Genomic DNA, 20,158 nt, shown 5'->3' with positions numbered 1-20,158 from the left:
GAATATGAACTTAAAAAGATTTATATACCTCGGAGCACTCGCCCTGTCACTGAGCGCATGTGAGAGTCAGCTGGAAATAGATCCGATATCTGATATCTCCAATGCCAACTACTGGCAAAGTTCAAGCGACGTGGAGGGATACCTCACAGGCACGTACAGCAATTTCCGTTCATTAATCGACCGTGTCACCTATGGCGAGGACCGTGGCGACGCCCTGCAGCCCGGTTCGCGTGGCGGTGTGTCGAGAGCCCACACCCAGCGCCTCGATAACGAGAACGGCTACGACTGGAAGGTGATTTTCACCAATCTCCACCACGTCAACATGATTATCAAGAACACGGCCGCCATCAGCTTCAGCGACCAGAATGCCAAGAACCGCATTCTTGCCCAGGCCTACACCATGCGTGCCCACGACTATATGCTCCTGCTCCAGATGTGGGGCGACGCGCCTATCGTGCTCAATCCCACCGAGACTGCCGACAAGAGCACCAAGCCTTCGCGCCAGCCCAAGGAGGCGGTGATGGCTCAGGTTCTCTCCGACCTCGAGACCGCGCTCAGCCTCTTCCCCGAGAGCTCTATACCCAACAAGTACCGCATCTCGCGTCCGTCGGCGCTGATGCTCAAGGCCGAGGCCCTTGCGTGGAACTACACCGTGCTCAAGAGCGGCGACAAGCAGAATCTTACCGATGCCATCGCATGCCTCGATGAGGTAGAGCAGTGTGGCGTGAAGCTCGTCGACAACTATGCCGACATCTTCGACGTGAGCCATCGTCTCAACTCCGAGATTATCTTCGCCATATATGTGCGTTTCGGCGAGTACGACAGCATGTATGCCCTCAACTTCACCGAGTCGGCAGTGCAGGGCCAGGTGGGCAGCGCCGTCAACAAGGACCAGATACCTTACTCCAACGGTAACATCGCGGCTCCCTACTATGCCCCGTCGGCTAAAATCAAGGCTGCATTCACCTCGGCCGACAAGCGCAAGCCCGTATGTTTCATCGAGGGTATCAACAAAGACGGCAAGGTGCTCTTCACATGCCAGAACAAGTTCCGCGGCACCCCCTACGAGAAGGACCGCTACTACGACAACGACATCGTGGTATACCGTCTGGCCGACGCCCATCTGCTCAAGGCCGAGCTCCTCTGCTACCTTGGCGGCGGCAACGTGCCCACTGCAGTATCGCTGATGAACAAGACACGCAACCGTGCAGGCATCGGCGACTACTCAGGCCCGACCGACCAGACATCGGTGCAGCGAGCCATCCTCGACGAGCGTTTCCTCGAGCTCTGCTTCGAGCTCAAGCGCTGGCCCGACCTGATGCGTGCACACGGAGCGGGTACTATCAATGTCTACAATGAGGTGCCCAACCTCAACGGCAAGAGCACTCCGCTCTACTTCCCCATCACGCTCAACATGCGCGACTACAATGAGAATCTAACCCAGACCGAAGGCTATTAATTATGAAATCATATAAAGCATTTACCATACTCGGCATGCTCGGCGCCTCGCTTGCAGGATGTTCCGACATCGACCCTGTTATTTCCGACAAGGAGGTTGTCGTGCTCAACCAGTCGCAGCCTTTCACCACCGGTACCGACAACTATGCCATATACCGTATCCCCTCGATGGTAATCACCAAGCACGACGTTGTGCTGGCATTCTGCGAGGGACGTGTCGACGGACGTGAGGACACCGGCAACATCGACATCGTGCTCCGCCGCTCGGGCGACCGTGGCAACACATGGCAGGATCTCCTGGTGATTTACGACGACAAGGACGCCACATGCCACAACCCGTGTCCCATCTATCTCCCTGACAAGAACCGCGTGGTGATGGTGATGAACAAGAGCTACGGCAACAGCAAGATTCTTGTGACATACTCCGACAACGAGGGCCAGACATGGAGCACTCCGCGCGACATCACCAACACCGTGCGTCCGGCAGGCGTGGGCCGCTACACCCAGGGCCCCTGCCACGGCATCGTCAAGCAGCTTGAGCCCAACAAGGGCCGCCTTGTGGTGGCCGGCTACCACAAGGCCAACGACGAAGGCGCCGAGTTCTACGCCAATGCCATGTACTCCGACGACAACGGCGAGACATGGCACCACGGCGGCACCGTACCCACGCCCAAGACCAACGAGGCCAGTGTGTGCGAGCTCAGCGACGGCAGTCTGCTGATGAGCATCCGCATGGAGAGCGACGACGAGGCCGACAGATATCGCGGCCACTCCATCAGCTACGACGGAGGCATCACCTGGACTTCTGCACAGCTCATGAAGGACCTTCCCGACCCCGGATGCCAGGGCTCGATCTACACCTACTCCTACGGTGGCGGCGAAAACGGCAAGAACGTGCTCCTCACCTGCAACCCCGCATGGCAGGCACGCCGCCTGCACAACACCCTGCGTGCAAGTTTCGACGACGGCGCCACATGGTCGAAGGGCTTTGACTACACTGGCGAGGAAGTAGGCGGCTACTGCGATATCGCGGCTTTCTCCGACGGCGAAATCGCTGTGCTGTCGGAATACGGCTACCTCAACCAGGGCGGCATCATATTCCGCAAGTTCCAGCTCAACGACGTGAAATAATGATTAACCATTAAACTGACTACGATGAACTACAGATCATATATACTGGGCGCGGCCACACTGCTCTTTCTCGCAAGCTGCGAGGACGAAGTAAAGGTGGCTCCGCTGGAAGCTAACATGAAGAGCGACCGCACCGAGGTGGCTGCCGGCGACAAAGTGTGCTTCATGGACCAGTCGTCGGGCAATCCCGCCCGATGGGACTGGGAGTTTGAGGGTGGCGAGCCTGCCACATCACAGCTCTTCTCGCCTGAGATTGTCTACAATAAGCCGGGCACATATTCAGTGACCCTGCGCGTGGGCCGCGGCGACAACAGCTCCGAAAGGGTATACACCGAGTATATCACGGTGGCATACCCCGGCGAGATAACTGCCGACTTCGAGGCCGACAAGCTCAACGCTTACAATACCGACGAAGTTACTTTCACCGACCGCTCAATCGGATTCCCCAATTCGTGGGACTGGACATTCTCCACTGCCGACGGCAAGACCGTCAAGTCGACCGAGCAGAATCCCGTGCTGAAGTTCGAGCCGGGTCTATACACCGTGACCCTTACTGTCAGCAACCCCAATGCCAACTCAACAGTCACCAAGGCCGACTATCTCAACGTAATCGACCACGACGCCGTGGCCGCCGAGTTCGGCACAACCACTCCGCTGATGATTCTCGCCGGCCAGACCGTGACATTCGAGGACCGCACAATGGGACGTCCCGAGGGATGGAGCTGGACATTCGAGGGCGCCGACACCCCGACATCGACCGACCGCAACCCCACCGTGAAGTACTCCAACGCAGGCCGATACAAGGTGACCCTCCGCGCCTACAACGAAATCAACAGCTCTACCATAGAGAAGGATGCCTACGTGATGGTGCTCCCGACTGCCGGCCTGAGCATGTGGTTCCCCTTCGAAGGCTCGCTCTCCGACATGGGCCCCAATAATATCCGCATCGAGGAGTACTCTTCCGACCCCTCCAAGTGGAAACTCAATCTTGAGTCGGGCTCGCGCCACGAAGGATCCAAATCCGTAAAGTGCGACGGCAACACGAAGACCAACACCGATGACTACGCCGTACTGAAGATAAATGATGAGGATTGCTCCAAGCTTCCCGGCGGCTTGTCGTCGTGGACACTCATCATATGGGTAAAAATCGAGAATATGCAAGCCTCGCAGGCCGGTATGTTCAATATCGGTCGTCCGGCCAACACACTCCCCAACGGAGCGTCAGGCCAGAGCCAGACATGGTGCCGACTGAACAAAACCGCCTCATCTGCTGAAGGATATGTGCGCTGGTTTGCCACAAGCACCGAATGGAACGTATCTACACAGGACAAGACGGTATTTGACCAGCAATGGCATTGTGTGACATTTATAAGAAACGTGGTGGATAATAATTCCGTAGCAAGTGTTTATGTCGACGGCGAACTTTCGGGTTCGTTCAATGGCAAGGTTGCCACCGACCTGTTCAAGGACCCGTTCTTTATCGGTTGCACATGGCAGAAGTCAAAGACCAAGGACTGCCAGATCAACAATCCGTTCCCGGGCTCGCTTGACGACATTATTATGTACGACTACGCGCTTTCGGCCGACGAGGTAAAGACTCTGTATAATATAATGAAGTAAACAATGTTTCATCACAGTATCCGGGGCCGGAAGTCCCCCGGCTCCGGATACATTTTATGCAATAAATATAACGCCATGACATTCAAAAGAATCATATTCGCAATACTGTCAGCCGTCATTTGTGTAAACGCATGGGCATTCGGACGCATCGGCCACGATGCCGTAGCCGCCATTGCCGAGGCCAACCTTACCCCCGCCGCTAAAGCCACCATCGAGAAGTATCTCGACGGAAAGTCGATTGTGTACTATGCCTCATGGATGGACAATGTGCGTCTGCAGCCTGCCTACCACCACACCGACGGATGGCACAGTGCATCATTCGACGCCAACTGCAAGTCAAAAGTGTGGAAGGATCGCTACCGCTCCAATCTTGGCATCAACACCGAGATGGCAAAGGTGGAGAACGGAGGCTACAAAAACATGACCGACTCGGCTGTGGCAGTGTCGATCAAGATACTCGTCCATCTCATCGGCGACATGCATTGCCCCGGCCACAACTTCTTTGAGGACAAGTCGCAGAACGTCTATTTCTATCTCGACGGCGACCAGAAGTACAAGTTCCACAAGTTTTTTGACGGAGGCGTGTTTGAGAAAGGACACAAATGGTACTACTCCGACTATGTATACCATCTCGACCGCTGCTCCGACGAGGAGAAGGCCGAGATAGTAAAAGGCTCGTTGATTGAATGGGAAGAGGCCAACGCCAGAATCATGCGTCCGCTTTACGACATCATCACTCCCGAGCGCAAATTTAACAAAGCCGAGACTCTCGATTTCCTGCAGGATATGATCCAACTTACCGACAACCAGTTGCTCAAGGCCGGTTACAGGTTGGCCCATGTGCTCAACTCGGTATTCGACCCCTCATACTCCCCCAAATGGGAGAGATAACACCGGCTGTGTCCCCCAAATTTTACTCTGCTTCTACAATCATTTTTATAACAAGTATATGATATAAGGGTACATATACGTTACTTCTATAAAGATGGCATGGAAACCGACGGAGACTATTGCCGGTAGCTTATGCACGTATACTTTAACCTTAATCTGACCAAGATTTCCTCAAATGAACAAGATTGCAGATAAAATTTTCAAGTCGCTGATAGCAGGTTCGCTCTGTCTGTCGGCATGTATGGCAACATCCTGTCAGCCTTCCGCCCGCGAGACGGCTGTAACATGGAACGATACCCTGCAGCTCCCTCCCGCACCGGGCGATTCGGTCAACATCGGTGTAGCCGGAGCATTCGCCGGCATATGCGGTAAAACACTCATGGTTGCCGGCGGAGCCAATTTCCCCGACGGATTCCCCTGGACCGGAGCAAAGAAGGTGTGGCACCGCACTCTCTACAGCTATGATTTCTCTACTGAGAAATGGAGCGTATATCCTGATTTCCTCCCCGAGCCGCTGGCCTACGGCGTGTCAATACCACAACCCGAGGGGATAATGCTCATCGGCGGCAACAATGCCGACGGAGGCTCGCGTGCGGTATATATGCTGTCAGAAAAAGATGGACGTCCCGAATTAAGATCCGACATCTATCCCGAATTGCCGTTCCCCCTGGCCAACTCGGCAGGCGCGCTTGTAGGCACCAAGGTGTTTCTCGCAGGCGGAATATGCAGCGACAGCGTAGAGTGTGCGTCACACGCGTTTGTCATGCTCGACACTGAGCGGAAAGAGGCCGGCTGGCAGATTTTGCCACCATGGCCCGGTCCGGAACTCGGATTCAGCGTGGCTGCGGCGGCCGGCGGAAAGTTCTACATGTTTGGCGGAAGAAATTTCGGTCCCGGCAAGGAAATTGAAATCAGCACTGCCGGGTTTGTATATGACCCGGCATCCGGAGAGTGGAGCACTCTCCGTGGCGACTTCCCGGTAATGGCCGCCACGGCGCTGAATTTCGATGGTGATATATGGCTCTTCGGCGGCGTCGAAAAAATACTTTCCGCCGACCCTCAGCACCCCGGATTCTCACATATGCTACGCCGATACAATCCGTCGACCGGCGAGCTTACCGATGTGTGCGAGTCTCCGTATCCTCTGGCTGTAACCACTACAGCTGTAGCCGCTTCCGACAGCTCGGCAATTATCGCCAGCGGAGAAGTGCGGCCCGGAGTACGGACTCCGCTGGTGTTGCAGTGCACCATCAGAAATAATTGACTACTGTCTAATAAATAGGTACATAAAAAAGGTGAGCGGCTGTGTCGGATGTTTGCACGACACAGCCGCATTCTTATATCCTAAAGGATATGCTCTCTGTCCATCATACCACCGATGGTGGCACTGGCGGGATATGAGTGGAAAGTATGCGCCATTCGGCGGGATATAGGTTGTTGGCACGATTTCCGATATTCTTTACAAATCCCAAAGGATACCCGCCATAAGTGAGCAGAACGAATCCACGCGGAGTACCGTCGGGCATTGCCACAGCCTCACGGCGCAGATAGGCCACAGCAGCGGCATAGTCAACCGTCACTTCCGGAAATGCGCCCCTCCTCAACGCGGTCGACAGGGCCAGCGACTGCGACGGAATGACATCCCGCCCTTTTACAGTCGCGAGTTCGAGGCCGCATCCCACTACGTCAAGTTTACCCGACATCTCCTTTACCTGAGCGCTCCATAATGTCGGGACAGCCACTATACGACCGTTTTCATCACGGATATCATACTCCTCGCCGCTGTCAAGCCATCGGAAGCAATCGGGGGACACAGGAGCAGAAGTTTTTTTAGACTTGCGGTTTCTGTCAGCCGACGACGCACGTCGCGACGGCTGCTGTCGCATCCCTGAACCCGGCACCCCCTTTGATACCATAAATATAGTCAGTCCCTCGCCACGCACTCGGCCCGGCACAAAGTGTGTGCATCCGTCGGTTGTAACCGGGCCCCACCCGTCGGGGATATCAAGCGATATATGAATTCCGTCGGGATACTCGGCGAGAAGCCATGCGAGCATATCCTCGTTTTCAGTGCGGTTGAACGTACAGGTCGAGTATATGAATATGCCTCCCTCTCGGAGAGTCTCCCACAGGTTGGCCACAATCTCACGCTGGCGCGCGGCACACTCCTCGACCAAAGCCGGAGTCCATTGCCGTACAGCCTCAGGATCTTTTCGGAACATACCCTCGCCGGAGCAGGGCACATCGGCCATAACGATATCAAATGTGCCGGGCAGCCTTCTGAACCGTGCCGTATCGCCACGTGTGACCATCTTTGCAGGGCTTCCCCATTTGGCCAGATTCTCTGCGAGTATGGCGGCGCGTCCCGGCACATATTCATTGGCTACGGCCATCGACCCCGGAGGAAGCGCGTCAATGGCCGCTATTGTCTTTCCGCCGGGGGCTGCACACGCGTCAAGCAGCAGCACCCCCGACGTCAGCCCTAAAAGTGACACAGCCTGCTTTACCGCAAGCGTGGTAATCATCGAAGATGCGTCCTGCACATAGTAGAGACCCTGGTGCAAGGCCGGGTCCCACGTAAACTGCGGCCGGTCGCCGAGCCAGAATCCTGACGGGCACCATGGCACCGACTCTGCACCGTGCGGAACTGCGATACCTTTCGCTCTGTTGACACGCACGCTTACCGCAGGCTCTTCGGAAAGAGCCTCTTCAAGGCCCGGGAAGGGGCTTATAAAGTCTTTTGGTAGCATAAGACTGATGATATTTTCTGTCGACTGTCGTTAACCCCGACTGAAATCCGTAACTTTGGACATATGTTGACTACGATTCATGCCATATGCCTGCGCACAGTGCGCTACAATGACCGCAATAACATACTGTCGCTATACAGCCGCGAGCGCGGACGACTGTCAGTGATGATGCCCGCAGGCAACGGGCGCGAAGCCGCCCGCCGCAGGGCGCTGACAATGCCGCTGAGTATGATTGAGGGTATAGCCGACCTGCGTGGAGCCCGTCAGCTGGCCACAGTGCGCGACATGCGCTCCATGACTGCTCTGCCTGCCATTCATGCCGATCCGGTAAAGATGTCGATGGCCATGTTCCTGACCGAACTTCTCGGCGTTGTAGTGCCCGAGGGTGAGGCCGACGAGGCTCTCTTCGACTTCATGGCCGACTCTATTACGGCGCTTGACGCCGCCGTTGAGGGTGCAGCCAATTTCCACCTGGCATTCCTCTACCGCCTCGGACGCTTTATAGGCATAGAGCCTGACATGGGTACCTATCGTCCCGGAATGGTATTCGACATGCTTGAGGGGATATTCCGTCCCACTCCTCCGCTCCACCGCCATTTCCTCATGGGCGACGATGCGGAGGCCGTAAGGCTGCTGAGCCGCATGCGCTGGGACAATCTGAAGGCATTTCGTCTCAGCCGCAACGAGCGCCGCCGCATACTCTCCGTGATGCTTGACTACTACGGTCTACACTACGCACGTCTTACAGGCCTGCGCTCCATGGAGATACTTGGTGAGCTGTTTGACTGACGCAGTATTATACCGACAGCAACATGGATTACAATACAAGCTCGCGTCCTTCAGGCGGATTCTCGCCGTACCATTTTGAATAGGCGAGATAATTGCGGGCTATCTTCTGATTTATTTCGCGCGACTTCTCGGCATCAACCATCTTCATGAATTTAGCCGGCACACCTGCCCAAAGCTCGCCATCGCCGATTTTTGTATTCGACAGGACTACCGCTCCGGCGGCAACCTGAGCGCCACGACCTACCTCTACATTGTCCATCACCACCGAGCCCATGCCGATAAGAGCATAATCATGGATTTTCGCACCATGAATGGTCACGTTGTGGCCTATCGACACGTCGTTGCCTATCTCGATAGTCGATTTCTGATAGAGGGTATGGAGCACCGACCCGTCCTGTATGTTCACTCGGTCGCCGATACGGATTTCATTGACATCGCCACGGATTACAGCGTTGAACCATACACTGCAGTCGCGTCCCATCACTACATCGCCTACGATGGCGGCATTGTCGGCAAGGAATGTGCCCTCGCCTATCTGCGGAGTAAATCCGCATACTGATTTTATAAGTGCCATATTAATATATGAAGAGAAAGGGATATGTTACTTGGAATATATCTATTTAGAGCATCGTCCGTAAAAATTAACTCATTACTATCTGAAATTCATTTTTATATGCTCTTATTTTTAAAACATGCTCTTATCGCGAGATTGGCGCGCACGCCTGCTCAAGCCATCTGAGAGGAGCACCCTGCAGATAGTCGGCAAGCTCCGACCATACTTTGCGGTGGTAGTCGTTGAGCCACATTATTTCGTCATCGGTAAGAATCGAGAAGTCGAGCAAATTCCGGTCGAACGGAAATAGCGACAGAACCTCGAATTTCAGGAAACGGCCATGCTCGGTATCTCCGGCTCCCACAGTCAGCACAAGATTCTCGCATCGTATGCCATAGCGGTCCGACAGATAAAGGCCCGGCTCGTCGGATGTCACCATCCCGGGGCGCAATGCTACCGGATTTTCCTGAAGGCGGATGCTCTGCGGTCCCTCATGCACATTGAGGAAGAATCCCACCCCATGGCCTGTGCCGTGCAGATATGTCTTCCCCTCCTGCCACAGATACTGACGGGCCAGCACATCGAGCTGCGCGCCACGTGTACCCTCGGGAAATACTGCCCGGGCAAGCGCGATATGACCTTTGAGCACAAGGGTGAAGTCGTGGCGTTCGTCATCGGTAGGATTTCCAAGCGAGATTGTGCGTGTGATATCTGTGGTGCCGTGGAGATACTGGGCACCGGTGTCGACGAGCAACAATCCTTCTGGGCGCAGTGTGGCGTTGGACTCCGGAGTAGGCTCGTAATGCACGATAGCGCCATGGGCACCATATCCGGCTATCGTACCGAAGCTGTCGCCACGGTAGCTGGCATGTGCGGCGCGGCAATGGCTCAGAGTGTCCACGACATCAAGCTCGGTGACAGTCTCCCCGCGGTTGAGACGTTCGGTAACGTGGTAAATGGCATTGACCATCGACGCACCCTCTATCACCATGGCATGGCGCAGATTGCGCAGCTCCACATCATTCTTCTCCGCCTTCATGGCAGGAACAGGCGATGGAGCATAAATCCAGTCGATGCCGGGAGTACGCGCAAGAGTGGCCGGAAGAGTGGCCGGATTGGCAAGCACGGGCAGTGAAGACCCGGATAGGTACGCTGCGGCACTGTCATACGGCTTCACATCGATTTTATATCCGGCCAGATATGTGCGCACATCGTCGGGCACTTTCGCAGTATCGATAAACAATACACCCGAGTTAGGCCCTATATATAATGTAGAAGTAAATACCGGATTGAAGTCGACATCGCTGCCGCGCAGATTGAGAAGCCATGCTATCGAATCGAGCTCAGTAATATAGATAGCCTCCGCTCCGGAGCCATTGACAGCCTCGCGCAGACGCTGAATCTTGCAACCTGACATTTCTCCGGCGTATTGCTCGGGCAGTATATATATAGGATCGGATGGAAGCGGGGGACGATCGATCCATAATGTGTCGGCCGGACGGAAATCGGGGTTTACCGATATTGAAGCTCCTGAAAATTCTCCTTCGAGTGAATCAAGCGAGCGCTTGGTAAACAACATGCCGTCCACTCCTACCGTATCGCCCGCGTGCAGCACATTAATAATATACGACGAGATAGTGGGTGTGGAGGGTAGGCCATCCTTCATCAGCTCTATAGTAGTATTCTCAAGCTGGGAGGCCGCCTGGAGAAAATATCTGGAATCGGTCCAGAGGGCCGCACCATCGAGAGTGACCACAAGAGTGCCCGCCGAACCGTTGAATCCGGAGAAAAACTCACGCACATGCCAGTGCGACGACATGTATTCGCTCTGATGTGGGTCGACATGTGGAATGACTGCGGCAGAAATTCCGCTCTTGCGCATTAGAGTCCTCAATGACTCCAAACGGCTCTTTATTATCTGATAATCCATTATTTAAGGAGTGTGGAGAGTAGGGGTTACGATGTGAATATTTGCAAACTTACAAAAAATATTGCTTGGATTGATGGGAAATTCAAAAATAAGTAGTAAATTTGCGCTGCAATACCGGAAAGGAAAGCCTTGAAGGATGCAACAACCGACTGCCCGACAGTCGCTTGAAAAAGAAAAACGACAGTGCATTGAAATTTTTCCTCAAAAAAATTTGCATATATCAAAAAGGGTGCTTAACTTTGCACCCGCTTGACCGACATAGCGCAGTCAAACAGATATGATAAGAAAGAGATGCCTCTTTAGCTCAGTTGGCCAGAGCACGTGATTTGTAATCTCGGGGTCGTTGGTTCGAATCCGACAAGAGGCTCAAGAATTCAAGACGCCATCTCGAAATCTTATCCTATCGGGCGAATACCAGAGTGGCCAAATGGGGCAGACTGTAAATCTGCTGGTTTATACCTTCGGTGGTTCGAATCCATCTTCGCCCACAATTACTTGCGGAAGTAGCTCAGTTGATAGAGCATCAGCCTTCCAAGCTGAGGGTCGCGAGTTTGAGCCTCGTCTTCCGCTCAATCCAACCACATGCAAATGTTGCCAATGTAGCTCAGGGGTAGAGCACTTCCTTGGTAAGGAAGAGGTCGCGGGTTCAAATCCCGCCATCGGCTCACTACTGTAGCCTCGGATATGCAACGCATGTTCGTGGTTGCTTTGTTAAAAGGAAAATATTCTCATCAAAATAACAATAGTTATGGCTAAAGAAAAATTCGAAAGAACCAAACCGCATGTCAACATCGGTACTATCGGCCACGTTGACCACGGCAAAACTACTCTGACCGCTGCCATCACTACCGTGCTGGCCAAGAAGGGTCTCTCTGAAGTTAAGTCGTTCGACCAGATCGACAATGCTCCCGAGGAAAAGGAGCGCGGTATTACTATCAACACCGCTCACGTAGAGTATGAGACTGCCAACCGTCACTACGCTCACGTAGACTGCCCGGGACACGCCGACTATGTAAAGAACATGGTTACCGGTGCTGCTCAGATGGACGGTGCTATCATCGTGGTTGCTGCAACCGACGGTCCTATGCCCCAGACCCGCGAGCACATCCTTCTCGCCCGTCAGGTGAACGTTCCCCGTATCGTTGTATTCCTGAACAAGTGCGACATGGTCGACGACGAAGAAATGTTCGACCTCGTTGAGATGGAAATGCGCGACCTTCTTTCGTCTTACGACTACGACGGCGACAACACTCCTATCATCCGTGGCTCTGCCCTCGGCGCTCTCAACGGTGAGCCCCAGTGGGAAGAGAAGGTTATGGAACTCATGGCCGCTGTTGACGAATGGATTCCCCTGCCTCCCCGCGATATCGACAAACCCTTCCTTATGCCTGTTGAGGACGTATTCTCAATCACCGGTCGTGGTACTGTTGCCACCGGTCGTATCGAGACAGGTATCGTTAAGGTTGGTGATGAAGTTCAGATTATGGGTCTTGGCGCTGACCTCAAGTCGGTTGTTACCGGTGTTGAGATGTTCCGCAAGCTCCTCGATCAGGGCGAAGCCGGCGACAACGTTGGTCTCCTCCTCCGCGGTATCGACAAGAAAGATATCAAGCGTGGTATGGTTATCTGCCACCCGGGCGTAGTTAAGCCTCACGACGAATTCAAGGCTTCTGTCTACATCCTGAAGAAAGAAGAGGGCGGTCGTCACACTCCGTTCCACAACCACTACCGTCCCCAGTTCTACATCCGCACACTTGACGTGACCGGTGAGATCACCCTCCCCGAAGGTGTTGAGATGGTAATGCCTGGTGACCACGTAGAAATCATCGTGAAGCTCATCAACCCCGTTGCTTGCGACAAGGGTCTCCGCTTCGCAATCCGTGAAGGTGGCCGCACCGTAGGTTCCGGTCAGATCACAGAGATTATTGAATAATCATTCCCCATTACTATAACGGCGTATCCGCGTCGATGATGACGCGGATACGCAACCTACGGGACTAGCTCAGTTGGTAGAGCACCGGTCTCCAAAACCGGGTGTCGGGAGTTCGAGTCTCTCGTCCCGTGCCAAAAATTGAGAAATGAAGAATTTTAAACTACTTACAGACCTTCAGGAGTCTTATACCGAACTGCGGTATAAGACCTCTTGGCCTACTAAGACCCAGCTGATCAAGAGCAGTTGCATAGTGCTGATAGCTTCCGTCATAATCGCACTGATTATCTTGATCTTCGACCAGATCATCGATCATTTCATGCACTTCATTTACGGACTTTAATACCGCAGGCGTAGTAAATCATGGCTGAATCGAAAAAAGAATGGTACGTGCTTCGTGCCATATCAGGAAAAGAAGCTAAAGTCAAGGAGCTTCTTGATGCACAGATCAAGAATACCAATCTTGGCAACTACGTATCGCAGGTGTTGATTCCCTCCGAGAAGATTGTGACCACCCGCAATGGAAAGCGTGTCGTAAAAGAGCGCAACCTCTATTCGGGCTACGTATTCATCGAGGCAACCCTTACCGGAGAAGTGATTCATGAGCTCAGCAACACCACCAACGTAATCGACTTCCTTCGCGGACGCTCGAAAGGCTCAGCCCCCGAGTCGCTCCGTCAGTCGGAAGTAATGCGTATGCTTGGCGCTGCCGATGAGATTAATGACGCTAACGAGGATGGATTCAATGACTTCCTTGTAGGCGAACATGTCAAAGTTACCGTCGGCCCATTTGCCGGATTTACCGGTGAGATTGTCGATCTCGACTCCGAGAAACGCAAACTCAAGGTAGAGGTAAAGATTTTCGGCCGTCGTACACCACTTGAGCTGGAAGCGTCGCAGGTAGAGCGTGAGTTGGCCAAATAATGCGGTTACGAGCATTGTTTGCGTCAATATAGCGCACGTTTATACAACACCATCAAATTTGTAAAAAAATGGCTAAAGAAATTGCTGGACAGATCAAATTGCAGATTAAAGGTGGGGCAGCAAATCCTTCACCGCCAGTAGGTCCCGCTCTGGGTTCTAAGGGCATCAACATCATGGAGTTTTGCAAGCAATTCAACGCCCGTACCCAGGACAAGGCTGGAAAGGTTCTTCCGGTTGTCATTACATACTACACCGACAAGTCATTTGACTTTGTAGTTAAGACTCCCCCTGTTGCCATCCAGCTCCTCGAGGCTGCCAAGGTTAAGAGCGGTTCTGCCGAGCCTAACCGTAAGAAGGTTGCCGAAATCACCTGGGAGCAGGTTAAGGCTATTGCTGAAGACAAAATGCCCGACCTCAACTGCTTCACTGTCGAATCCGCAATGCGCATGGTCGCCGGCACTGCTCGAAGCATGGGTATCACCGTAAAGGGAGCATTCCCGGAAAATAACTAATAACTTCAATTGACATGGCAAAACTTACTAAAAACCAAAAGTTAGCTTTAGCGAAGATTGAAGCAGGGAAGGCTTATTCACTCCTCGAAGCCGCCGATAAGGTAAAGGAGACAAACTACGCTAAGTTTGACGCCTCGCTTGATATCGACGTACGTCTGGGTGTTGATCCCCGTAAGGCTAACCAAATGGTACGCGGCGTTGTCACTCTGCCTCACGGCACTGGTAAGAAGACTACCGTGCTCGTACTTTGCAACCCCGATGCCGAGACTGCAGCCAAGGCTGCCGGTGCCGACTATGTGGGTCTTGACGAGTATATCGACAAAATCAAAGGTGGCTGGACCGATGTTGACGTAATCATCACTCAGCCCGCCATCATGGGTAAAATCGGTGCCCTCGGCCGTATCCTCGGTCCCCGTGGCCTCATGCCGAACCCCAAGAGCGGCACCGTTACCAACGACGTTGCCAAAGCTGTCGAAGAGGTAAAGAAAGGTAAGATCGACTTCAAGGTTGACAAGAATGGTATTGTACACTCGTCTATCGGCAAGGTGAGCTTCACCCCCGAGCAGATGCGCGACAATGCACGCGAGTTCATCAACACTCTGATCAAGCTCAAGCCCGCTACCGCTAAAGGCACCTATATTAAGAGCATTTATCTTTCAAGCACCATGAGTCCCGGCATCAAGGTTGACTCAAAGTCAGTGGATGCCTAACCCATTAAAGACGATTCACAATGAAGAAGGAAGATAAAGCAATTATTATAGAAAAGATTGCAGACACCATCAAACAGTACAGCTGCTTCTATCTGGTAGAGACCGCCGGTCTCAACGCAGAAAAGACTTCTGACCTGCGCCGTGCCTGCAACAAGGCCGACATCAAGCTCCTTGTTGTCAAGAATACTCTTCTCCACAAGGCTCTCGAGTCGCTCGACCAGGACTATTCTGAAATCTACCCCGCTCTCAAGGAAGCTACATCCATCATGTTCTCTAATGTTGGCAATGCTCCCGCGAAGCTCATCAAAGATGTCCTCAAGAAAGATAAAGACGCCAAGCTCCCCTTGCTTAAGGCTGCCTATGTAGAGGAAACCGTCTACCTTGGCGCTGATCAGCTTGACACGCTGGCTGCAATCAAGAGCAAGAACGAACTCATCGCCGATGTTGTCGCTCTGCTCCAGTCTCCGGCCAAGAATGTGGTATCCGCTCTTACTTCGGGTGGCACCAAGCTCCACGGCATCCTTGAAACTCTCTCCAACAAAGAATAATCAATACCCAATTCGAACAAACAAAAAAATCATACTAAAATGGCAGATTTAAAAGCTTTTGCAGAACAATTAGTTAACCTCTCAGTAAAAGAAGTAAACGAACTTGCTCAGATTCTCAAGGAAGAGTATGGCATCGAACCCGCAGCTGCTGCTGTTGCCGTTGCCGCTCCCGCTGCCGGTGGTGCTGCTGCCGCTGAGGAGAAGACCTCTTTCGACGTAGTACTCAAGAGCGCTGGTGCCAGCAAGCTCGCCGTTGTTAAGCTCGTTAAGGAGCTCACAGGTCTCGGCCTCAAGGAAGCTAAAGAACTCGTTGACGGCGCTCCCGGCGTTGTTAAGGAAGGTCTCTCTAAGGCTGACGCCGAGGGTCTCAAGAAGCAGCTCGAAGAGGCTGGCGCTGAAGTTGAACTTAAATAATTTTACCTGTCACCAGGTAACCGGGTTAAGAATCATACTATATGATTCTTAACCTTTTTGTGCTATATTTTAAGTACACTTCACCTGAAGTATCGTATCGGGATGCATCAGGCAATATCCGTAGACAACCGGCATCCTCACTGATTCCGCTGCGATACTTCTCTTAACCATTTCTCTAAATGTCTGTTACCGCAACTAAACCCCGTATCAATTTCACATCGGTAAAGAATCCTCTTCCTTACCCCGATTTCCTGGAGGTGCAGCTAAAATCGTTTCAGGACTTCCTGCAACTCGACACTCCCCCGGAAAAGCGCAAAAATGAGGGTCTATACAAAGTTTTTGCCGAGAACTTCCCAATCGTGGATACCCGCAACAACTATGTGCTGGAATTTCTCGATTATTATATCGATCCGCCCAGATACACCATCGCTGAATGTCTGGAACGCGGACTGACCTACTCTGTACCCCTCAAAGCCAAGCTAAAACTATACTGTACCGACCCGGATCACGAGGATTTTGAACCCAAAATCCAGGACGTTTATCTCGGCCCGATTCCCTATATGACCGCACAGGGAACATTTGTGATCAACGGTGCCGAACGCGTTGTGGTATCACAGCTTCACCGTTCGCCCGGCGTGTTCTTCGGTCAGAGCACCCACGCCAACGGTACAAAGCTCTACTCCGCCCGTATCATCCCGTTCCGTGGCAGCTGGATTGAGTTCGCCACCGACATCAACAACGTGATGTACGCCTACATCGACCGCAAGAAGAAGCTCCCCGTGACCACACTTCTCCGTGCGATTGGCCTTGAGAGCGACAAAGACATTATTGAGATTTTTGGCCTCGCCGAAGAGATTAAGGTCAACAAGACCAACCTCAAGAAAGCAATCGGCCGCAAGCTGGCTGCCCGCGTCGTAAAGAAGTGGGTAGAGGATTTCGTCGACGAAGATACCGGCGAAATCAGCTCGATTGAGCGTACTGAAGTAGTTGTAGAGCGCGAGTCAGTGCTGGAAGACGAGATGATACAGGATATCATCGACGCCGGCGCGCAGACCGTCCTGCTCCACAAAGAGGATGCTTCGGCCAGCGACTACTCCATCATATTCAACACTCTCCAGAAAGATACATCCAACTCTGAGAAGGAGGCCATACAATATATATACCGACAGCTGCGCAATGCAGAGGCTCCCGACGATGCTTCGGCACGCGAGGTGATAACCAACCTCTTCTTCTCCGAAAAGCGCTACGACCTCGGAGAAGTAGGCCGCTACCGCATCAACAAGAAACTCGGTCTGGGCACATCGATGGACGTGAAGGTTCTTACAAAAGAGGACATTATCGCAATCATCAAGTACCTGATCGAGCTTATAAACTCAAAGACCGATGTCGATGATATCGACCACCTCAGCAACCGTCGTGTACGCACCGTAGGCGAACAGCTCTACAACCAGTTCGGCGTAGGCCTCGCACGCATGTCGCGTACCATCCGCGAACGCATGAACGTGCGCGACAACGAGGACTTCACTCCCATCGATCTTATCAACGCCAAGACCATATCATCGGTAATCAACACCTTCTTCGGCACCAACGCGTTGTCGCAGTTCATGGACCAGACCAACCCCCTGGCTGAGATTACCCACAAGCGCCGTATGTCGGCCCTCGGCCCCGGCGGTCTGTCGCGCGAGCGTGCAGGCTTCGAGGTGCGAGACGTACACTACACCCACTACGGCCGTCTATGTCCGATTGAGACCCCTGAAGGCCCCAACATCGGTCTGATATCCTCGCTCTGCGTATACGCCAAAATCAACGACCTCGGATTCATCGAGACCCCCTACCGCGAGGTTAAGGATAGCAAGGTCAACGTAAACAACGACGAGGTGGTATACCTCACCGCCGAAATGGAGGAAGGCAAGATTATTGCTCAGGGCAACGCACCCATCACCATCACCGGCGACTTCGAGCGCGAGCGCGTCAAAGCCCGTCAGGACGCCGACTTCCCTATCGTCGCACCTGCCGAAGTCGACCTCATGGACGTGTCGCCGACTCAGATTGCTTCAATCGCGGCATCGCTCATCCCCTTCCTCGAACACGACGACGCCAACCGCGCACTCATGGGTTCAAACATGATGCGCCAGGCCGTGCCTCTGCTCCGCAGCGAGGCTCCCATCGTGGGCACCGGCCTGGAAGGACAGCTCATCAGCGACTCACGCACACAGATTATGGCCGAAGGCGACGGTGTAATCGAATTTGTCGATGCAAAGACAATCCGCATCCGCTACGACCGCACTGAGGACGAGGAGTTTGTGGCATTTGAAGATGCTGTGAAAGAATACAACATCCCCAAGTTCCGCAAGACCAACCAGAGCACAACCATCGACCTGCGCCCGATATGCACAAAAGGCCAGCGCGTAGTGCCGGGCCAGATTCTCACCGAAGGTTATTCGACCGAAAACGGCGAACTCGCTCTCGGACGCAACCTCAAGGTGGCATTCATGCCCTGGAAAGGATACAACTATGAGGATGCCATCGTGCTCAACGAACGCATGGTACGCGAGGACATCCTCACATCGGTCCACGTCGACGAGTACTCCCTCGAAGTACGCGAGACCAAGCGCGGTATGGAAGAGCTTACCTCCGACATACCCAACGTCAGCGAAGACGCCACCAAGGACCTCGACGAACGCGGTATCATCCGTGTGGGCGCACACGTGGCCCCCGGCGATATCATGATTGGTAAGATTACCCCCAAGGGCGAATCTGACCCCACTCCGGAGGAAAAACTCCTCCGCGCCATCTTCGGCGACAAAGCCGGCGACGTCAAGGACGCATCGCTTAAGGCCACTCCATCGCTCAAGGGTGTCGTCATCGGCACAAACCTGTTCCAGCGCGCCACAAAGAAGAAATCAAAGAGCGCCAACGCCCAGCTCCCCAAACTCGACGAAGAGTATGAGAAGCGTCAGGCCGAGCTCCGCGATATTCTAGTAAACAAGCTCCTTATCCTCACTGAAGGAAAAACCTCCAACGGTGTCAAAGACTTCCTCGGAGCCGACATCGTGGCCAAAGGAGCCAAATTTACCGCCGGCGCACTCAAGGACATCAACTACGACACTGTAAACCTCTCGAAATGGACTGCCGACGCTCATAAGAACGACCTAATCCGCGCTACCATTTCCAACTATATCCGCAAGTCGAAAGAAATCGACGCAGAACTCCGCCGCAGAAAATTCGACATATCAATCGGCGACGAACTTCCCTCGGGCATCATGCAGATGGCCAAGGTATACATCGCCAAGAAGCGCAAAATCAGCGTAGGCGACAAAATGGCCGGACGTCACGGTAACAAAGGTATCGTGTCGCGCATCGTGCGCCAGGAAGACATGCCCTTCCTCGCCGACGGTACTCCGGTCGACATCTGCCTCAACCCGCTGGGTGTGCCATCCCGTATGAACCTCGGACAGATTTTCGAGACCGTACTCGGATGGGCCGGACGCGAACTCGGCGAGAAATTCGCCACCCCGATTTTCGACGGCGCCTCGCTCGACGACCTCAACGACTGGACCGATAAGGCAGGCATACCCCGCTACGGAAAGACATATCTCTACGACGGCGGTACCGGCGAACGCTTCGACCAGCCCGCTACCGTAGGCATCATCTACATGCTCAAACTCGGCCACATGGTCGAAGACAAGATGCACGCACGTAGCATCGGCCCGTACTCGCTCATCACCCAGCAGCCCCTCGGTGGTAAGGCCCAGTTCGGCGGACAGCGTTTCGGTGAGATGGAGGTGTGGGCGCTCGAGGCATTCGGCGCATCCCACATCCTGCAGGAAATCCTGACCATCAAGTCGGACGACGTAAACGGACGCTCCAAAGCCTACGAGTCAATCGTCAAAGGCGATCCCATGCCTACACCCGGCATCCCCGAGTCGCTCAACGTTCTTCTCCACGAATTGCGCGGCCTCGGTCTGAGCATCAACTTAGAGCAGTAATCTTTATAA

At 53.5% G+C, this 20,158-nt stretch carries 17 protein-coding genes and 5 tRNA genes; 19 read left to right on the top strand and 3 right to left on the bottom strand.

The window, feature by feature from the left end; genetic code table 11:
* Positions 1 to 4 precede the first annotated feature (4 nt).
* The 5 genes from ADH68_RS07320 to ADH68_RS07300 all read left to right on the top strand — a co-directional run bounded on the left by ADH68_RS07320 (position 5) and on the right by ADH68_RS07300 (position 6,364).
* Positions 5 to 1,459, top strand: a complete 1,455-nt coding sequence (locus tag ADH68_RS07320) for a RagB/SusD family nutrient uptake outer membrane protein (protein WP_068961369.1) — start codon at positions 5 to 7, stop codon at positions 1,457 to 1,459.
* Between the two features lie 2 nt (positions 1,460 to 1,461).
* Positions 1,462 to 2,589 carry a sialidase family protein gene (locus ADH68_RS07315; protein WP_232321379.1) on the top strand — a complete coding sequence of 376 codons (1,128 nt, stop codon included), beginning with the start codon at positions 1,462 to 1,464 and terminating at the stop codon, positions 2,587 to 2,589.
* Positions 2,590 to 2,613: 24 nt separating this feature from the next.
* Positions 2,614 to 4,209, top strand: a complete 1,596-nt coding sequence (locus ADH68_RS07310) for a PKD domain-containing protein (RefSeq protein ID WP_068961370.1) — start codon at positions 2,614 to 2,616, stop codon at positions 4,207 to 4,209.
* Positions 4,210 to 4,284: 75 nt separating this feature from the next.
* Positions 4,285 to 5,100 (top strand): S1/P1 nuclease, encoded by an 816-nt coding sequence (locus ADH68_RS07305; protein WP_068961371.1) that lies wholly within the window; start codon positions 4,285 to 4,287, stop codon positions 5,098 to 5,100.
* A gap of 175 nt (positions 5,101 to 5,275) precedes the next feature.
* Entirely contained in the window at positions 5,276 to 6,364 is a 1,089-nt protein-coding gene (locus ADH68_RS07300; RefSeq protein ID WP_084274097.1) for a hypothetical protein, read from the top strand.
* Between the two features lie 103 nt (positions 6,365 to 6,467).
* Here ADH68_RS07300 and ADH68_RS07295 read toward each other — a convergent pair whose 3' ends face one another.
* Complete coding sequence (locus tag ADH68_RS07295; protein WP_068961372.1) at positions 6,468 to 7,850, bottom strand: methyltransferase RsmF C-terminal domain-like protein; 1,383 nt, start codon at positions 7,848 to 7,850, stop codon at positions 6,468 to 6,470.
* Between the two features lie 63 nt (positions 7,851 to 7,913).
* Between ADH68_RS07295 and recO the strand changes: the two genes are divergently transcribed.
* Positions 7,914 to 8,639 (top strand): DNA repair protein RecO, encoded by a 726-nt coding sequence (gene recO, locus ADH68_RS07290; protein WP_068961373.1) that lies wholly within the window; start codon positions 7,914 to 7,916, stop codon positions 8,637 to 8,639.
* A 28-nt stretch (positions 8,640 to 8,667) separates the two neighbouring features.
* Here the strand turns inward: recO and ADH68_RS07285 are convergent, their stop codons facing one another.
* Together ADH68_RS07285 and ADH68_RS07280 are read right to left on the bottom strand one after the other, a co-directional pair.
* Entirely contained in the window at positions 8,668 to 9,213 is a 546-nt protein-coding gene (locus tag ADH68_RS07285; RefSeq protein ID WP_068961374.1) for a gamma carbonic anhydrase family protein, read from the bottom strand.
* Between the two features lie 124 nt (positions 9,214 to 9,337).
* A complete protein-coding gene (locus tag ADH68_RS07280) occupies positions 9,338 to 11,122 on the bottom strand; it encodes an aminopeptidase P family protein (RefSeq protein WP_068961375.1) in 1,785 nt (594 codons plus the stop codon).
* Between the two features lie 293 nt (positions 11,123 to 11,415).
* Between ADH68_RS07280 and ADH68_RS07275 the strand changes: the two genes are divergently transcribed.
* The 13 genes from ADH68_RS07275 (at position 11,416) to rpoB (ending at position 20,149) form a co-directional block, all read left to right on the top strand.
* Positions 11,416 to 11,489, top strand: a tRNA-Thr gene (locus ADH68_RS07275).
* A gap of 38 nt (positions 11,490 to 11,527) precedes the next feature.
* A tRNA-Tyr gene (locus ADH68_RS07270) sits at positions 11,528 to 11,610 on the top strand.
* Positions 11,611 to 11,619: 9 nt separating this feature from the next.
* A tRNA-Gly gene (locus ADH68_RS07265) sits at positions 11,620 to 11,692 on the top strand.
* A 23-nt stretch (positions 11,693 to 11,715) separates the two neighbouring features.
* Positions 11,716 to 11,787 (top strand) — tRNA-Thr (locus ADH68_RS07260).
* An 83-nt stretch (positions 11,788 to 11,870) separates the two neighbouring features.
* Positions 11,871 to 13,055, top strand: coding sequence for an elongation factor Tu (tuf, locus tag ADH68_RS07255; RefSeq protein ID WP_068961376.1), 1,185 nt, complete (start codon positions 11,871 to 11,873; stop codon positions 13,053 to 13,055).
* A 58-nt stretch (positions 13,056 to 13,113) separates the two neighbouring features.
* Positions 13,114 to 13,189, top strand: a tRNA-Trp gene (locus ADH68_RS07250).
* Between the two features lie 11 nt (positions 13,190 to 13,200).
* On the top strand, positions 13,201 to 13,395 hold the full coding sequence (gene secE / locus ADH68_RS07245) for a preprotein translocase subunit SecE (protein ID WP_068961377.1): 195 nt from the start codon (positions 13,201 to 13,203) through the stop codon (positions 13,393 to 13,395).
* 20 nt (positions 13,396 to 13,415) lie between these two features.
* Positions 13,416 to 13,976: a transcription termination/antitermination protein NusG gene (gene nusG, locus ADH68_RS07240; RefSeq protein WP_068961378.1), complete on the top strand. Its 561-nt coding sequence runs from the start codon at positions 13,416 to 13,418 to the stop codon at positions 13,974 to 13,976.
* A 68-nt stretch (positions 13,977 to 14,044) separates the two neighbouring features.
* Complete coding sequence (gene rplK, locus ADH68_RS07235) at positions 14,045 to 14,488, top strand: 50S ribosomal protein L11 (protein WP_068961379.1); 444 nt, start codon at positions 14,045 to 14,047, stop codon at positions 14,486 to 14,488.
* 14 nt (positions 14,489 to 14,502) lie between these two features.
* Positions 14,503 to 15,198 carry a 50S ribosomal protein L1 gene (gene rplA / locus ADH68_RS07230; RefSeq protein WP_068961380.1) on the top strand — a complete coding sequence of 232 codons (696 nt, stop codon included), beginning with the start codon at positions 14,503 to 14,505 and terminating at the stop codon, positions 15,196 to 15,198.
* Positions 15,199 to 15,218: 20 nt separating this feature from the next.
* Complete coding sequence (gene rplJ, locus ADH68_RS07225) at positions 15,219 to 15,746, top strand: 50S ribosomal protein L10 (protein WP_068961381.1); 528 nt, start codon at positions 15,219 to 15,221, stop codon at positions 15,744 to 15,746.
* A 39-nt stretch (positions 15,747 to 15,785) separates the two neighbouring features.
* Entirely contained in the window at positions 15,786 to 16,160 is a 375-nt protein-coding gene (gene rplL, locus ADH68_RS07220; protein ID WP_068961382.1) for a 50S ribosomal protein L7/L12, read from the top strand.
* A 179-nt stretch (positions 16,161 to 16,339) separates the two neighbouring features.
* Complete coding sequence (rpoB, locus tag ADH68_RS07215) at positions 16,340 to 20,149, top strand: DNA-directed RNA polymerase subunit beta (protein ID WP_068961383.1); 3,810 nt, start codon at positions 16,340 to 16,342, stop codon at positions 20,147 to 20,149.
* The last annotated feature ends 9 nt before the right edge of the window (positions 20,150 to 20,158 follow it).

It is taken from the genome of Muribaculum intestinale (assembly GCF_002201515.1).
In the GTDB taxonomy this organism is placed as follows: Bacteria; Bacteroidota; Bacteroidia; order Bacteroidales; family Muribaculaceae; genus Muribaculum; species Muribaculum intestinale.
Note: the sequence above shows the minus strand (reverse complement) of the source record. Positions and strands in the feature narration are given on the sequence as shown.

Coding starts and splice junctions, on each gene's coding strand:
- secE (WP_068961377.1), top strand. CDS start 13,201: ATGAAGAATTTTAAACTACTTACAGACCTTCAGGAGTCTTATACCGAA.
- ADH68_RS07280 (WP_068961375.1), bottom strand. CDS start 11,122: ATGGATTATCAGATAATAAAGAGCCGTTTGGAGTCATTGAGGACTCTA.
- ADH68_RS07315 (WP_232321379.1), top strand. CDS start 1,462: ATGAAATCATATAAAGCATTTACCATACTCGGCATGCTCGGCGCCTCG.
- ADH68_RS07320 (WP_068961369.1), top strand. CDS start 5: ATGAACTTAAAAAGATTTATATACCTCGGAGCACTCGCCCTGTCACTG.
- nusG (WP_068961378.1), top strand. CDS start 13,416: ATGGCTGAATCGAAAAAAGAATGGTACGTGCTTCGTGCCATATCAGGA.
- tuf (WP_068961376.1), top strand. CDS start 11,871: ATGGCTAAAGAAAAATTCGAAAGAACCAAACCGCATGTCAACATCGGT.
- rplK (WP_068961379.1), top strand. CDS start 14,045: ATGGCTAAAGAAATTGCTGGACAGATCAAATTGCAGATTAAAGGTGGG.
- rpoB (WP_068961383.1), top strand. CDS start 16,340: ATGTCTGTTACCGCAACTAAACCCCGTATCAATTTCACATCGGTAAAG.
- ADH68_RS07300 (WP_084274097.1), top strand. CDS start 5,276: ATGAACAAGATTGCAGATAAAATTTTCAAGTCGCTGATAGCAGGTTCG.
- ADH68_RS07305 (WP_068961371.1), top strand. CDS start 4,285: ATGACATTCAAAAGAATCATATTCGCAATACTGTCAGCCGTCATTTGT.
- ADH68_RS07310 (WP_068961370.1), top strand. CDS start 2,614: ATGAACTACAGATCATATATACTGGGCGCGGCCACACTGCTCTTTCTC.
- rplA (WP_068961380.1), top strand. CDS start 14,503: ATGGCAAAACTTACTAAAAACCAAAAGTTAGCTTTAGCGAAGATTGAA.
- rplL (WP_068961382.1), top strand. CDS start 15,786: ATGGCAGATTTAAAAGCTTTTGCAGAACAATTAGTTAACCTCTCAGTA.
- ADH68_RS07285 (WP_068961374.1), bottom strand. CDS start 9,213: ATGGCACTTATAAAATCAGTATGCGGATTTACTCCGCAGATAGGCGAG.
- ADH68_RS07295 (WP_068961372.1), bottom strand. CDS start 7,850: ATGCTACCAAAAGACTTTATAAGCCCCTTCCCGGGCCTTGAAGAGGCT.
- recO (WP_068961373.1), top strand. CDS start 7,914: ATGTTGACTACGATTCATGCCATATGCCTGCGCACAGTGCGCTACAAT.
- rplJ (WP_068961381.1), top strand. CDS start 15,219: ATGAAGAAGGAAGATAAAGCAATTATTATAGAAAAGATTGCAGACACC.